A 14782-nucleotide genomic window follows, 5' to 3' on the forward strand; every position below is an offset into this window, starting at 1 on the left:
GGGTGACCGGGGTCGGGCACCATGACCTCGGGGCTGCCCGGCTCGCACTCCGGTTCCGACACGCTCAGGCCCTCCGCGGCCAGGGCCTGCCGGACGGCCTGGGCACGGTGCAGCAGCGCGGCCTCGGAGGTGACGTCGTGGTCGTAGGAGAGCACCCGGATCACGCACTTCTCCGAGTCGGGTTCGGCCTGGGCCACGTCCACCACGAGTTCGTTGTCGCCGTTGCGCAGCCTGGCGGTGTACCGGCCGCGCTCGTCGCCGTTCTCGTAGTCGCCCTCGACGAGGTCGTAGTAGGCGTACTCGTGAAGGGTGGTGGCGACCGCGTCGGCCAGGTTGACGCGGATCTGCGCGGCGAGGTGACGCATGCCCGCGCGTTCCACGGTGTCACCGAGGACCTCTTCGAGGCGGGCCGTCTCCTGGTCGCGCAGTTCGAGGAGTTCACCGGTGTCGGTGGCGTCGTCGCGGGCCCGCTCCAGAGCGTTGCGGGTCTCCTCGCGCAGGGCCTCGTACTCGCCGTGCGACCAGTGCACGACGTCCAGTTCGTAGCCGGCCAGGGCCTGGCCGTCCGGTCCGATCACGGGGCGGCGTGCGTTGCCCTCGGCCAGCTTCTCGACGCGCACGAGCGCCTCGACGGCCTCCGACTGGGCGGAGCAGCGCTCCAGTTCGCGCTGTTCGGTGTCGACGCGCAGATCGCTCAGGGAGTGGAAGGCCTCCTGCGCGACGGCCAGGGCGGCCTCGTAGCGTCCTTGCGCCGCGTTGTGCTCGGCGGTGTTCAACCGGCCGGTGAGCCGGGACAGTTCACCGGGTGCGTAGCGCTCGTGCGGGAGGGTGTCGGCGATCAGCGTGACCATGGTGCGGGCGTCCCCGAGCCAGGCGCGCACCATCTCCTCGGAGCGAGCCCGGTCCTGCTTGATGGCGTCGATCTCCTGGTTCACCCGGAGCATCTCGGCGCGGCGCTCCTCCCGTTCGGCGGTGAGGGCCTGCCGGGTCTCCTCCCGCTGCCGGGCCAGGTCCCGCCGGGTCTCGGCCCGGATCTGCCCCGCGGCCTCGTCGAGCGACCTGTGCAGCTGGTCGGCCTGTTCGCGGAGCCGGCGCGTGGTGGTCTCCTCCAGCCGCCGGGTCTGGTCGCTGAGCGCGCTCATGGCCTGCTCGTGGCGCCGCTGGCGTTCCTGGACACCGGCGAAGGACCGGTCGATGTCGGCGCGGGTCTGGGCCCGTACGTCGTCGATCAGCCGGGGGATGTTGCGCTGGACCTCCTTGAGCTGCTGGGCCTTTCGCTGGATGCGGTACCACTCCGACTCGTCGACCTGGATGCGCTTCCTGCCGCTCATGACGGATCTTCCTTCCTGGGGACGTACGCAGAGGTGCCGCTGCCCCGGACCTCGCCCGGGGGGCGGGCCAGGGGGGCGGCGAGGACGGTGTCGACGGCCGTGTCGAAGACGTCGAGCAGGCCGGGCGGCGGTACTCCGATGAGCAGCGTCTCCGGTCCGTCGACGGCGATCTCCGCGGAGCGCGGGCGGGCGTCGAAGTCGTAACCGCAGGCCGCCAGTCGGCCGGTGAGGTGGTGGACGCGCTGGTTGGAGCTGCCGCGCAGGCCCCGGCCGTCGTCCAGGGAGGCGACGTACCGGCCGTCGATGAGGACGTCGACTCGGGCGAGCAGGTCCGCCACCCCCGCGGTGGGCGGGTCGGAGCGCAGCCGTTCCAGCCGGTGACCGGTGAAGCAGACGACGGAGACGTCCCGGATCAGGCGGGCGTGGCGCACCAGTTCGGCGAGTCCCGCGGCCTGCTGCATCGGCTCCCCTCCGGAGAGGGTGAGGCCGGAGACCCGGGGGTCGGCGAGCAACTCCGCGGCGAGGGCGACGGGTTCGGCCCGCCGGGCCGGGCGGTCGGGGATCCAGTCCGGGGCGATGCAGCCCGGGCAGCGGAAGGGACAGCCCTGTACCCAGACGACGGACCGGACACCGGGCCCGAGGGCCTCGGTGCCGACATGGGTGGCCGCGAGGTTCAGGGAGGTCGTCACGACCGGCCGCCCGCGGGCACCCGGTCCTCGGCCCCTTGCGGGAGGTAGGTGAACGACACCCCGTTGACCACGACTTGGCCGCCCGGTCCGCAGGTGGCGTCGCTCTGCCGCCCCGAGGTGCCGTCCGGGGTGTAGCGGATCAGCAGGTCCACGCGTGAACGGCCCTCGGTGGACCGGCGTCGCCCGCGCACCGAGCCCCGGCCGCCGACGGCGTCGGGGCGCAGCTGGACCCGGCGCCCTCGCAGGGGGATGCGGTCCGGGGGCCGGTCCGCGTAGACCGGTGTGAGCAGCAACTCCCCCCGCAGCCGCGGACGGTGGGTGCGCCGCCACGACAGCCACCAGATCAGCAGGACGGCGGCGAGGCCGCCGGTCAGCGCCGGCAGCAGGAGCGGTGAGCCGACGGTGGCGTGCACCGGCAGCGGGGCGCCGGTGGCGCGGATCTCGCGCGGCACCTTCAGCCGTACGTCCGGGGCGAGCGGCCGTTCCCACGCGGAGGAGACGCGCCCCGACAGGCGCAGGGGCACCTCGGTGCCTCGGTCCCGGCGATAGGGCAGCGGTCCGTCCGCCAGGGTGCCGCGCAGCCGTACCGGGAAGGTGCGGGTCTGTCCCGGGTCCAGCGTCAGGGTGCCCGGCAGTCCGGAGATCCGGACCGGCTCGCCGGGCACGGAGGCGTGCAGACCCCGTACGGTCAGCGGGGTGCGCCGGGTCGTCGAGGTGAGCGTGATCTGCGCGGTGGCGGATCCGTCGGTCAGGTCACGGCCGCGGTGGTCCGTCCAGGTGGCGTCGATCCCCTTGCCGGCGTCACCGGCGAGCAGCAGTCCGGCCTTGCGCAGTCGGGTCTTGTCCCCGGCGCGCTGAAGGTAACCGCCGAGGTCCTCGACGCTGTCGGGGCGCAGCACGGTGGCGTGGTCGATGACGTCGCCGAGCAGGTCGGCACCGGTGGCTCCGTCGCCCAACGGCAGCGCGTACCCGGCGAGTTCGGTGCCCCGCTCGTCGAGGGCCCGCGCCCGCTCGTGCAGGGCGGTCCAGGCCGGGCCCGTGCCGTCCGGGTAGGGCGAGCCGTCCGGTGGGCTGTGCGCGCCGTCGGTGAGGAGCACCACGGAGGCGACTTGGGCGGCGTCGCCGCGTTCGAGTTCGTCCAGCGCGCTGTCCAGTGCCGACCCGATGTCGGTCGCGCCGTCCTCGTCGGGCGCGTCGGGCAGCATCGACAGGATCCGGTCGGTGTCCCCGGCCGCGCCGATGTAGCGGGGCCGCGGTGTGGAGTCGAAGGTGAACAGCGCCACGTGGTCCTCGGCGGACAGCCCGTCGAGGAAGCCGCCCAGCGCGGTGCGGACGGTGTCGTAGCGGCCCCCGTTCGCCATGGATCCGGAGGTGTCGACGAGGACGGCGTAGTCGGCGGGCTGGTCGTCGAGACCGAGTTCGGTGTAGACGTCGGCCCGGCTGGGTGTGGTGTCGGCCGTGGCCGTGGGCGTGCCGAGGGACGCGGCGGCCAGCAGCGCGAGGAGGGCGACGGCGGCTCGGGCGGGGCCTCGGGGACGGGTTCCGGCGGGCTTGGCGGCGGCCGGGGGCTTCGTGGCGGCCCGGCCCCGGAAGGGGAGTGCGAGCGGTCGCCCCCTGACGGTCGGCTTCACGGACGTGCTCCCTCGATGTCGGTCGGCAGCGTGCCGAACGGGTGTTCACTGGCTGGTCCGGAACCCAGCGGTGCCAGGACGAGCCGGGCGGTGCCGTCGGCGGTGAGGCGGACGCCGACATGGAATCGGGTGCCTTCGGGGGCCGGTGGGACCGTCAGCGTGCGGACGGGTGCGGCGGCGCCGTGCCGCGCGTCCCGGACCTGGATCCGCACGGGCCGGCCGGCCGCGCCGCCGGAGGTCGAGGTGCGCAGCCGCACCCGCTCGTCCCCGGCCCGGGCGAAGACGGTCGGTCCGCCGGGCTCCAGGGATCCGGCGGGGCAGATGAGCAGTTCCTCGCTCCGGGGCAGTCCGTCCACCGTGCGATGGGTGCCGACGAACACGGCGTGCGGATAGCGGTCGGCGGGATCGATCCGGCCGGCGGCGACCAGGGCGGCGCCGAACGCGGCGGCGAGCGCGGGGTCCGTGCCGTCGGGCAGCGGGGCGGGCGCTCCCCGGCGCTGGGTCAGGTGGCGGCGCAGCGGCGCCGAGCGGGCGGCCCCGCCCACGGTGACGACCTGCGCGGCCGGCTGTCCGTCGGCCGTCCGGTCGAGCACGGTGTCGAGCCCGGAGGTGAGCCGCTCCAGAGCCTGCCGCAGCACGGCCACGGTGACCGGCCGCCCGGCCACTTCGAGGACCTCGGTCTCGCCGTAGGCCCCGGGGCGGCCGGCGCTGCGCCCGAGGGCGAGCTCCATCCGCTGCACGACGCCGTCCGTGGCCAGGGCCTCGGCGAGCGCCGCACGGGCGGCCTCGTCGTCGGCCAGTCCGGCGCCGGCGAGCACGGCCGCGTCGAAGCCCGCGGCGAAGCCCTCGGCGGGCGCGTGCCGGGCCGTGCCTGTGACCGCGACGGCCCCGGCCGTGAGCGCGCACAGCGACACCTCGGCCGCCGTGGCGCCGAGATCGCACACGGCGTACCGGGGGCTGGTCGCGGTCCCGGCATGGCGCAACAGGGCCAGGACCGCGTGCGGGGTGCCGAGGGGACGTACCCGGGGCATCGGGTCGGTGCCGTGCAGCGCGGTCAGCACGTCGGTGGCCCGGCGTGCCTCGTCGGCCCGCGCGTGCTGCGGTACGACGACCACGACCCGGTCGGGTGTGCCGTACTGCCGGCGGTAGGCGGTGTAGGCGGCTTCGAGCCCGGCACCGCGGTGGCCGCCCGCCGCGCCGGAGGTGGGCAGCCCCTCCCCCGGTACCGTGCCGGGCAGCGCGACCAGGGCGGGGGTGCCGTCGGGGCCGAGATGGGCGATGCGGGTGTAGCGGGCCCCGGGGTCGATCGCCACGGCGGGCGCGTTCATCGCAGCCCCCGGAACCAGTCGGGGCGGTGGAAGGGCCACCGTAGCCATGCCAGCGGACCTGACCGCTGGGCGTGTCGTCGCGGCCCGGTGACGGCCGGCGTCATAGGCGGCGCCGCCCACGCCTGGACGGTCGGTGGCTGTGGACCCGGGCCCTGGGAGGGGGCTTCGGAGCGCGGTTCGCCGAGCAGCCTGCGGTGGCGGCGGATCTCGTCCCGGTGGAACTCGTCCAGCGTGTGCGCGACGTGCCGGGTCTCCGCGGCGCCGCGCAGTGCCGCGTACAGGGCGAGGTCCAGGTCCTGTCGCACAAGTCGCAGTTCCCCGGCGAGAGCGTAGGCGGCCGGTGCTCCGCTCGTGTCGATGTGGTCGGCCACCGCCGAGAGCAGTTGGGGAGCGAACACGCCGTGCGGCGCGCCCGACACGATCACCCGCGCGAGCCCTGCCGGCGACACACCCGCGCTCACCGCGTCGTGGAACTCGACGACCGGTCGCAGCCAGCGGAGCCGGTCGCGCGTGTACAGCAGGGCCAACAGGTCGGCGGGCAGGCCGAATTCGAGCCACCGGGTGTGGTTGTCGACGAGGCGACGTTCCAGGCCGTCGCAGAGGGGGTGGGCCAGGCTGGGCATCCGCTGGGTCAGCGGGGCGAGCAACCGCATGCTGCCGCGGTCCGGTTCGGTTCCGAGCAGGGCCTCGACCACGGCCCGCTCTGCTTCCGGCACCTGTGCTAGGCGGGTGCCCAGACGGGACGCGTAGGCCTCGCGGGACCGCTCGTCCGGCAGGTAGGGGGCGCACGCCAGGCTCAGGCCGGACGGCGCCCCGCCACGGGTGTGCCCGTGCAGCACGCGCAGCAGGTCGGCGTCGGCGGCGACGGTCGGCACGAGGCCCGCGTCGCCGGCCGGAACCAGGCTGTCCAACGCGGCCGGCAGCCGCGTGGACGCCTCCCCGCGGGTGCGGGCGACCTCCAGCAGCCGCGGGTAGAGCAGGCCGACGGCCTCGGGCCGGCGCGCGGTCGCCGCGAGACCGAGGGCGACCTCCCAGGCGTCCTCGTCGGCGCCGGTGAACTCGGCGGCGTCCCGTTCCGTCGGCACATCGGCACCGGCCTGTCCGGTCACGAAGGCGGCGAACCGCAGCCAACCCGTCAGCTCCCCGGCGGGCCGGGTCGCCGCGCAGGCCACCAGCCGGAGCAGCGGGGCGGAGTGGTGGTGGATGGCGCGGTCCTCCAGCCAGGTGCGCAGCCAGCGCAGTCCCGCCGGGTGGGAGCCGCTGACGGCGGCATCGGCCGCGCCCGTCGAGCGGCCCATGGTCCGCTCCGTCACGTAGGCGAGGGTGCCGATCCACTCCGGGTCCTGGTGCGGGGAGGACGCCAAGGCGGTCAGCAACACGTCGAAGGCACCCGGCTGTTCGGTCTCGACTGCCTGCATCACCTGGAGGTGGCCTCGCGCGAGGGTGAGGGAGTCCTGCGTCGAACCGCGGGCCAGCACGTCCTCGGCCAGCAGGGTCGGTGTGTCGGGGCTCCGGTGCCGTCGCAGCAGACCGAGCGCGAGCCCTTCGGGGGCGCACCCGCTGAGCGCCGCGCACCGGGCCAGGTAGGGCACGAGCACGGCGAGCCGGTCCGTGCCGATGGCGTCGACGGGGTACCTCTCCAGCACCCGTTGTACGTCGTTCAGATCGCCCCGGCCCTGGCGTACGGCCTCGACCACGGAGTCCAACAGGTCGGCCTCGCGCAGTACGCGCAGCGCTTCGGCCGGGTTCTGCCCGGGGATGACGTCGGTGCTGGACAGCAGGTGCGCCACGAGAGCGCCGGTGGTGTGCTGCTTGGCGTTGAGCCGCAGGAGTTCCGCCAGGTAGGCGCGCGCGACCTCGCCCCGGGGTTCGGGCGGCGGGCCGGCACCGAGCCGGACCTCCGTCTGGCCGGACCTCGCGGCGGCCGTGAAGACGAGCCGTATGTCGTGCTCGCCCCGCCCGGTCCAGGTGGCGGCGCTGAGCCAGGCGCGGCAGCCGTAGGGCAGCAGGGCGCAGACGGCGTCGAGGGCGCGGACCCGTTCGGTGACGTCCGGGAGGTTCGCGCCGGGCTCCGGCACGAGTGCCACCCGCCGGTCGTCGAGCAGGAGCGCCGCCACGCCCGCCGCCCACGCGAAGCCCAGTTCGTCGATGAGTGAGGCGAGTTGTGCGCCGGGCGGGCGGGGCGCGGGCAGTGGCACCGACCCGGCCGGCAGGGGCCGTTCGTCCCGGGGCACCGCCTCGTCCAGCGCGGACCAGGTCAGCCGCGCGGCACCGGCCTGTGGCCAGTCGAGCAGGAACAGCCGCCAGGCGTAGCTGGGCGCCCCGGTGCCGTCGCGGCTGCCGTCCCAGGTGGTCTCGACGGTCGCGCAGACGGGGGTGGGGTCGGTGGAGGTGCTGCCGAAGAAGACCCGCCAGGGCAGCGCGGCCGACGGGTCGCGGCTCTCCGGGGTCCCCGTGCTGGCACCCCACAGGTAGCTCTCCGCCCGGTCCCTGGGCATGCTGCCGTCGAGCACCTGGTAGCCCATGACGTGCCCGGGGCGCTTGCCCAGCACGGCCCAGTCGGCGGTGAGCCCCGCCCCGGGGCCGCCGTTCACCACGGCCGTCCCTTGCGCCCGGTGCCGGAGGCACGCATCCGGCGCTCCAGGTCCGTGAGCGGTTCCAGTACGTTGATGGGTTCCGGGGAGGTGCAGATGCGGGGTTCGCCGTTGACGATCTCGACGTTGGCGTACTTGCGGTAGTCGAAGACGTGCTGCGGGTTCAGCCGGAACCCGATGGCGGAGGTCGCGTAGTACTTCACGCGCTCGGGGTGGAAGTAGGCGGCGAGGCCGTCGCGCACCAGTCGCGCGGTGGCGCCCCGGTAGTCGTCGCACAGCCACTGGAAGTAGCTGTCGGCGAGATGGGACGGGACGCGCGGCAGCTGGGCGCCGACGGTGTCCTGGGTGACCCAGCCCGCCTTGACGGCGGGCTCGAAGATCTCCGGATGGTCGAACTTGGCGATGCAGACGGAGACATGGTGCGGCAGCCGGCCGCGGTCGTGGCCGCCCGCGTTCCTGATGCGGTTGTTCAGTTCGTTCAGCGTGGAGAAGAAGAAGGTCAGGCTGTGGGTGTCCGTCTGGGCGTCGCCCAGGGGGTCGAAGAGGTAGATCAGGCCCTGGGCGCGGGCGAGTTGGTCGAGCACGCGGACGTGCATCGGGTTCGTCGGCTGGAACGCCTCGCCCGGCGCGTCCTGGATCTCCAGGACGAAGCCCGCCTCCCGCAGACGTCTGCGCATCAGCCCCGTGCCGGGTTCCTGGCCGTTGAACGACCAGCTCATGCTGTCCAGGGCCACCGTGGCGGGGGGAAACCTGCGCTCGATCATGAGGTTGGTGACGCTGTTGTTGAGGAAGTCGCTGGACTCCGCGGTCATCCCGCCGATCAGCCAGTTCCCCTCCTCGTGCCGCTGGTACTGCATCGCCGCGATGGGCAGGGCGGCCAGATAGGTCGTCTTGCCGGAGCGCGGCGCGCCCCACAGTCCGACGCGCATGCGGTCGGCGACGCTGCCGTCCTCCTGCCGGGCCGTGGGGATCCGCAGCGGCGCGAGGTTGCCGTCCTGGACAGGCGGTGCGGCGGGCTGTGCCGGATAGGCGGGCGCGGAGCCGGGTTCCGTGCGTCCGGGCACCTGGAGCGGCAGCACCACGCCCTGCTGCCACGAGGGCGGCTGCTGGGGCTCGGGCGGCCGGTCGGACGGGGCCGCCCCGGGCGCCGCCGGGCCGGTGGCCGCGGCGGCCGGGCTGCCCGGCGGGGTGTGCGGCGGCTGTGCGGGCTGAGGCGTGCCCTGCTGGGGGTCACCCGGCGGCTCGCTCTTGGGGTCCCAAAAGGATGCGGACATCGCGTTCTCCTCGTACCGGAACGGAGGGTCAGTGCAGGGGCGCGGCGAAGGGCAGCCGGCAGGGCGGGCCTTCGAGGCGCCAGGACGGAAGGAGGGCGTGGGCCACCTCGGCCGCCGAGTCGTGCCCGGGCCTGAAGTAGCCATCGGCACCGAGCTCGGCCCAGGCCGTGTCGGCGTAGTGACGGGCCGCCAGGCCCGGCGCGTCGGCCGGGAGCGTGCCGGTGACCGGGTCGGCCCGGGTCATGACCCTGATCCCGGCGGCGCGCAGCCGGGCGACTTCACCGCGCCAGTCGGCGCCGAGCGGACAGGCCGGGTGGATGCCGTGCTGTCGGGGCTGCCCGGGCGGGCGGCGGGCCACGACGAGCAGGATCCGCCGGACCACCTCGGACGGCCGGCCCCCTGGCGCGCTCCGCCCGGACGGGACGACCCGCAGCGCGTCCTCCAGGGAGGAGGCGAGGTCCTGTCCGCGCGTCGCGGGCTGCCAGGCGGCCATGGCGGCCAGAGCCACGGGGACGGGTCCTGCGGGGACCGGTGGCAGCACGGTGTAACCGCGCGGGGTGTGGCTGTTCTCGTGGATCGCGTGGTCGTAGTGCCCGACGGCCCCCGCGCGGATCGAGGTTCCGGTCGGGTCCTGGCGGGCCAGGGCGGCGAGCAGGTCCCGCGCGAAGGTCAGGCGCTCCTCGGTCTCGGCCTGGTCCGCGCCGCTGAGTTCGACGGTGAGGTGGAGTTCCAGCGGGGGCGGGCGAAGGATCCGGTGCGGCAGCCGGGTGAGCAGCTCCGGGATCTCGGCGGCGTCCTTGTGTCCGGCGTGCGGCACACCGGTGCGGGAGTCGAGGAGTTCGACCTCGCCGGGGCCGCGCAGCACGAAGGTGAGGCGAGCCGGTGCCAGGGCCCCCACGACGGCTTCGTGGAGGGCCACGAGCGGGACGGCGGGGCCGTTGCGCTGCGGACGTCCCGCGAACACCGGAAGCTTCAGGGGTGCGCCGGCGTCGAGTCCCCCGTGCACGGTGACCTCCGCTGTCGCCGTCTCGCCGCGCCCGAGGCGGGACCCGGCCGGGAAGAGGACGTGGTGGTGCGTCCCCACCGCGCCGGTGTCGCGGTCCGCCAGAGCCAGTGTCAGTACGTGGTCGGCGAGGAGGGGCGCGGTGCGCAGGACGTCCCGCACGGCGTCGGCGGTGCTGCTGCCGGCGGGGACCGCGGCGCCCCGCCGCAGTTCGGCGAGGAGGGGGAAGACGGAGCGCGCGGTGACCGCGGCCCGTTCCAGCAGGACCCATCCGGTCCGCGGGGTGAGCAGGACGACGGAGTGCTCGTAGGAGGGTGGGACGTAGGCCTTGAGCCAGTGCAGTACGGCGGTGTCGAAGTCGGTGCGGGAGACCGGCGGGAGGGTGCCGATGCCTCCGGCGAGCTGGAATCCGCGAATGTCGTCACGACTGTCGAGCTCTGCTGCCACGGAAGACCATTGCGCGCTTCCCGCATCGGCTTGCCGGGGTATTCCTCCGGCACCGAGGGAAACTCTGACCATGCTCACTTCATCGGGCCTGAATTCGATGAAGAGTAATTCCTCCACCCGCTGCCCGAGAAGATCATCGAGGGCGGCTTCGCATTCTTTTGCCGTCTCCCTCGAGGTCCCTTGAGTGAAAGGTTCCGGCGAGACCCGGGAATCTCCCGGAGCTCTCTCCCCGGGTCTCGGCGGCCCGCCCCTGACGACCGCCCCGACGCGGTCGCCGACACCTCCCCGCTCCGATGCCCCGGCGGCCAGCACGGCCGCCCGGGTGTCCCAGGCGTGTCCGGCCGCGGCCAGGGCCGCGCGTGCCGCCTCGACGTCCTCCGGGGTCAGCTCTCCGAGGACGGGGACGTCGCACAGTTGCCACTGGCAGACCCCACAGAAGTCATCACCGCGCGTCGGAGTTCCGCACACGGGGCATGCCTGACCGGAACATGATTCCCCCATTCCTCGACTCCCCCCGATGCGGCACACCTGGCCTTTTCACAGACCTGCCGCTTGATCCCCCTCTGAACGCCGCGTCGGATCCCCACCCGCACGCGAACGCCAGTCAGAAGCACTCGCCCCCGAGGTGTTTCATGATGGCACAGCGCAAGGCGGCCGGATGCAGTTCTGCGGGAATTTACGCAACGATCGGAATCGGCCCAGAAACTCACCCCAAAGGTGCTGCACAGAGTGATATGGGAACTCATGTTCCTATCATTTTTGAGCGACTTCAGGAGAGGGTGATCCGCCGGATTGCCTCTTTCTCGGGCATCCACGCTCTCACGATCGCGGGCAGCTCTCGTCCGACCCTCTGACCAGCCGTCCCGCGCCGTCGGTCACCTCCGCGGTGACCGTCTGGAGCGACGGGCGGGTGAGGCGGTACGCGGCGGCGGCCGTGCACAGGACCTGGCGCGCCCCGAGATCGGACAGCCCGTCCGTGCCGGGCGGGAACCGGATCGTCATCGTGTCCCCCCGGGCCGTCACGGCCGGGGCGCCCAGGGAGGGTTCGCCGGGCACGTCGGGGGTGGCCGTCGGGAGGGCCGCCGAGGTCGCCAGTCCCGGCACCTCCGTGGCCAGGCCGTCCGTGCCTCCCTCCCCGGTCAGCGGACCCGCCATCAGCAGTCGCAGCGCCGCCTCGGGTTCGCCGGGCTCCTCGGTGGTGCGGGGAACCGCGACGAGGGAGCCGCCCTCGACGAAGTAGACCCGCGTCAGCGGGGGCGACCCGCTCGCGGGGCCGCCGGCCTCCACCACCCCGGTCGCGGGGATCCCGCACGAGGTGAGCGCGAGCAGCGCCAGCAGAGGGACGCGGCGCAGGGGCTTCATGACGGATTCTCCTCGGGCGACTCGTCCCGCCGCAGCGGGAGTTCCACGGTGAAGACGGCACCGCCCGCCGGGTGGTTGGCCGCGCGGACGGCGCCGCCGTGGACACGGACGTTCTCGGCGGTGATGGCGAGGCCGAGGCCGCTGCCCTCGGAGCGGATCCGGGCGGTGTCGGACTTGTAGAACCGCTCGAAGACATGGGGCAGGACGGCGGAGGGGATGCCGGGCCCGCTGTCCCGCACCTCGATGACGGCCACCGCGTCGGCGGCACTCAGCCGCACCCGTACCGGAGGGGCACCGTGCCGCAGCGCGTTGCCGACCAGGTTGGCGACGACCACGTCGAGGCGGCGCGGGTCGACACGTCCGCGGACCGCGTCCGGGGGCGGCAGTTCGGTCGCCACCGTGTCCGTCCAGCCCCGGGAGGCGAGGGTGCGGCGGATGGACTCGGCGAGGTCGATCTCGTCCAGGTGCAGGACCGCCGCGCCCGCGTCGAAGCGGGAGATCTCCATCAAGTCGTCGACGAGCCGCGCGAGTTTGACGGTCTCCTCGCTGATCAGCCGGACCGCGGTGGCCGTGTCCGGGGCCAGCCGCGCGGCGTCCTCGTCGAGGACGTCGGTGACCGCGGACATGGCGGCGAGCGGGGTGCGCAGTTCGTGCGAGACGTCGGCGGCGAAGCGGCGGGCCCGGGACTCCATGTCGCGGAGTTCGGCGACCGACGCCTCCAGCGCGGCGGCCGTCTCGTTGAACGTGTGGGACAGGTCCGCGAGTTCGTCCGAGCCGTTGACCGCGAGTCTGGTGTCCAGGCGCCCCTCGGCGATCCGGCGGGTGGCGAGCCGCAGCTTGCGCACCGGCACCAGGACGCCGCGGGCGGCGAGCAGTGCGAGGACGACGGCGAGGGCGAGGGCCGCCACCATGGCCCGTTCGACGGCGGTGACCAGGGCGTCGACGTACGCCTGTTCCGTGGCCTGCGGAACGACGAGGAACACCTGGACCCCGGTGGCCGTGGCAACGGTGTCCCGTCCGCCGAAGAGGATCGACATGCCGACGACGAGGGAGGTCCGGCCCTCGCCGCGCACCCGCTGGAAGACGGTGGCCCGGCTGGAGGCGACGGCGTCCCGCAGGGCGGGCGTCACCTCGGTGAAGGGGTCGCCCGGGGCGGAGGAGCCGCTGCGGTCCCCGTAGGTCACCAGCACTCGCCAACTGCCCTGCGACTCGGTGGCCGCCACGTCGTGCGCGAACTCGCGCAGCGCCGACTCGGCCGGGGGGACGGCGAGTTCGGCGGCGTGCTGGTTGAGCTGGGCCCGCAGTTGTCTGATGGTGGCGTCCTGGCTCTGCTGGAGCACTCCGGTGCGCGCCTCCCGGAAGGTCAGGGCGCCGGTCGTGATGGCCGCGACGGTGGCGACGAGCCCGAAGGCCACCACCAGGCGGGCTCGCAGGCCCCGCAGCCGGCGCCGCCTCACGGCGCCGCGAAACGGTAGCCGAAGCCGCGCACGGTGTGGATGTAGCGGGGTGCGCGGGGCGGCTCGGACATCTTGGTGCGCAGCCGCTTGACGCAGGCGTCCACCAGGCGGGCGTCGCCGTGGTAGTCGTGTTCCCAGACCGCTTCGAGGAGTTGCTGGCGACTGAACACCTGGCCCGGCGAGGCGGAGAGGGTGAGCAGCAGACGCAGTTCGGAGGGGGCGAGGGCGATCGGCTCCCCGCCCAGCGCGACGGTCAGTCCAGCCCGGTCGACGGCGAGGTCGCCGTAGGTGTCGATCTTCGGCAGGCCCTCGGCGCGGGGTGCGGCCCCCGCCGTCCGGCGCAGGACGGCGCGTATGCGGGCGTCGAGCACGCGGGCCAGAACGGGCTTGACGACGTAGTCGTCGGCGCCCGCCTCCAGGCCGACAACGATGTCCACCTCGTCACCCCGTGCCGTCGCCATGATGATCGGCAGGGTCTGGTCGAGGGCCCGTATGCTCCGGCACACCTCCAGGCCGGGCATGCCGGGCAGCATCAGATCCAGGACGACGATGTCGGGCCGGAAGGCCCGCAGCCGCTCCATCCCCTCCTCGCCGGTCGCCGTGGCGGCGACGTCGTGGTTCTGGCGGCGCAGGGCCAGGGCGACACCCTCCCGCACGGCGGGGTCGTCCTCGATCAGCAGTACACGTGGCATGCGCACAGTATCCACATGACCATGACCACAAGGAGGGTTATCGGTTCGTTACCTTCCGGGCCAGGTCCGATCACATGGCGATCACATCGTGTACGACCGTGACAGCGCACAAACGAGACCCCGTCGGCCGTCGTCGCCGTACGCCCTCCGAGCGGAGTGTGAAGCGCCAACTGATGGGCGGCCTGGCCGCGTTGGTCGTCCTCGGGGCGGTCGGTGGCGCGGTGGTGGCGTGGTTGCCGTCCGACGCACAGCGAACGTCCGCGGGCGGTTCGCCCGTGGGGAGTCCGGCGCCGCAAAGGACCACCGGGTCCCCGCAAACGGCCACCGGGTCGCCGGAACCGGAGCCGGGCCCCGGGAAGTCCAGCGCGCGCACCCCTTCGGCGACTCCCCTCCCGCAGAGCGGCCCGGGGACCTTCGTCACCGCGCCCGGTGGCAGCGAACCGGCAGGCAAGGGCACGCCCCTGCGCTACCGGGTCGAGGTGGAGAAGGGCATCACCCTCTCCCCCGCGGACGTCGCCGCCCAGGTGGAGCGGACCCTGGCCGACCCACGCGGCTGGAGCGCCGACGGCCACTCGGCGTTCCAGCGGGTGTCGAGCGGGCCCACCGACTTCCGGGTCCGCCTCGCCACGCCGGCGACCGTCGACCGGATCTGCGCCGAGGGCGGCCTGGACACCGGCGGCAAGGTCAACTGCAGCGTCCACCGCGACGTGATGGTCAACCTCAGGCGCTGGGTCCTGGCCACCGAGTTCTACCGCGAGGACGTCGTCGGGTACCGCTCGCTGATCATCAACCACGAGGTGGGCCACTTCCTCGGCCACGGCCATGTCACCTGCCCCGGCCCGGGACAGCCGGCCCCGGCGATGATGCAGCAGATCAAGGGCCTGCACGGCTGCGTCCCCAATGTCTGGCCGTACGACAGCGACGGCCGTCCCGTCACGGGCCCCCCGGCCCCGTGACGCTTTGATCCCCCGACT

The 14782-nt window shown here is 74.0% G+C and carries 11 protein-coding genes; 1 reads left to right on the top strand and 10 read right to left on the bottom strand.

Annotated elements, in window-relative coordinates; translation table 11 throughout:
- The 10 genes from EHS43_RS04150 to EHS43_RS04195 form a co-directional block, all read right to left on the bottom strand.
- On the bottom strand, positions 1-1331 hold a 1331-nt coding region (locus tag EHS43_RS04150), incomplete at its 3' end, for a hypothetical protein (protein ID WP_125189148.1).
- Complete coding sequence (locus EHS43_RS04155; protein ID WP_125189149.1) at positions 1328-2020, bottom strand: 4Fe-4S single cluster domain-containing protein; 693 nt, start codon at positions 2018-2020, stop codon at positions 1328-1330. The genes EHS43_RS04150 and EHS43_RS04155, both read right to left, overlap by 4 nt.
- Positions 2017-3651: a VWA domain-containing protein gene (locus EHS43_RS04160; protein WP_125189150.1), complete on the bottom strand. Its 1635-nt coding sequence runs from the start codon at positions 3649-3651 to the stop codon at positions 2017-2019. Before EHS43_RS04160 ends, EHS43_RS04155 begins: the two co-directional genes overlap by 4 nt.
- Positions 3648-4979 carry a hypothetical protein gene (locus tag EHS43_RS04165; protein WP_125189151.1) on the bottom strand — a complete coding sequence of 444 codons (1332 nt, stop codon included), beginning with the start codon at positions 4977-4979 and terminating at the stop codon, positions 3648-3650. Before EHS43_RS04165 ends, EHS43_RS04160 begins: the two co-directional genes overlap by 4 nt.
- Positions 4976-7576 (bottom strand): hypothetical protein, encoded by a 2601-nt coding sequence (locus tag EHS43_RS04170; protein WP_125189152.1) that lies wholly within the window; start codon positions 7574-7576, stop codon positions 4976-4978. Before EHS43_RS04170 ends, EHS43_RS04165 begins: the two co-directional genes overlap by 4 nt.
- A complete protein-coding gene (locus tag EHS43_RS04175) occupies positions 7570-8847 on the bottom strand; it encodes a hypothetical protein (protein WP_125189153.1) in 1278 nt (425 codons plus the stop codon). The genes EHS43_RS04170 and EHS43_RS04175 overlap by 7 nt, the downstream gene beginning before the upstream one ends.
- 28 nt (positions 8848-8875) lie before the next feature.
- A complete protein-coding gene (locus tag EHS43_RS04180) occupies positions 8876-10297 on the bottom strand; it encodes a hypothetical protein (protein ID WP_260470378.1) in 1422 nt (473 codons plus the stop codon).
- 819 nt (positions 10298-11116) lie between these two features.
- Positions 11117-11659 carry a hypothetical protein gene (locus EHS43_RS04185; protein ID WP_125189154.1) on the bottom strand — a complete coding sequence of 181 codons (543 nt, stop codon included), beginning with the start codon at positions 11657-11659 and terminating at the stop codon, positions 11117-11119.
- Entirely contained in the window at positions 11656-13116 is a 1461-nt protein-coding gene (locus EHS43_RS04190) for a HAMP domain-containing sensor histidine kinase (protein ID WP_260470379.1), read from the bottom strand. Before EHS43_RS04190 ends, EHS43_RS04185 begins: the two co-directional genes overlap by 4 nt.
- Entirely contained in the window at positions 13113-13808 is a 696-nt protein-coding gene (locus tag EHS43_RS04195) for a response regulator transcription factor (RefSeq protein WP_125189155.1), read from the bottom strand. Before EHS43_RS04195 ends, EHS43_RS04190 begins: the two co-directional genes overlap by 4 nt.
- Before the next feature lie 173 nt (positions 13809-13981).
- Between EHS43_RS04195 and EHS43_RS04200 the strand changes: the two genes are divergently transcribed.
- The gene (locus EHS43_RS04200; RefSeq protein WP_185806105.1) at positions 13982-14764 is read left to right on the top strand and encodes a DUF3152 domain-containing protein; all 783 of its coding nucleotides are present in this window, start codon (positions 13982-13984) and stop codon (positions 14762-14764) included.
- Positions 14765-14782 lie beyond the last annotated feature (18 nt).

Origin of the sequence: Streptomyces sp. RP5T (assembly GCF_003933965.1) — a bacterium.
In the GTDB taxonomy this organism is placed as follows: domain Bacteria; phylum Actinomycetota; class Actinomycetes; order Streptomycetales; family Streptomycetaceae; genus Streptomyces.